This is a genomic window from Odoribacter sp. N15.MGS-14 (assembly GCF_000980245.1).
GTDB classification, from domain to species: Bacteria; Bacteroidota; Bacteroidia; order Bacteroidales; family Marinifilaceae; genus Odoribacter; species Odoribacter splanchnicus.
In genome coordinates this window covers 1-236 of record NZ_LARE01000220.1, presented here as the reverse complement: position 1 = coordinate 236, position 236 = coordinate 1, and the positions used below count along the sequence as shown (strand labels likewise).

Genomic DNA, 236 nt, shown 5'->3' with positions numbered 1-236 from the left:
CAAGGCCCGGGAACGTATTCACCGCGCCATGGCTGATGCGCGATTACTAGCGAATCCAACTTCATGGAGGCGAGTTTCAGCCTCCAATCCGAACTGAGATAGGCTTTCGAGATTGGCATCCCCTCGCGGGGTAGCGACCCTCTGTACCTACCATTGTAACACGTGTGTAGCCCCGGACGTAAGGGCCGTGCTGATTTGACGTCATCCCCACCTTCCTCTCGGCTTACACCGGCAGT

1 rRNA gene is annotated in these 236 nt (G+C 57.2%); it reads right to left on the bottom strand.

Features of this window, described 5'->3' with window-relative positions:
• A 16S ribosomal RNA gene (locus tag WS34_RS15255) occupies positions 1-236 on the bottom strand; the annotation flags it as partial.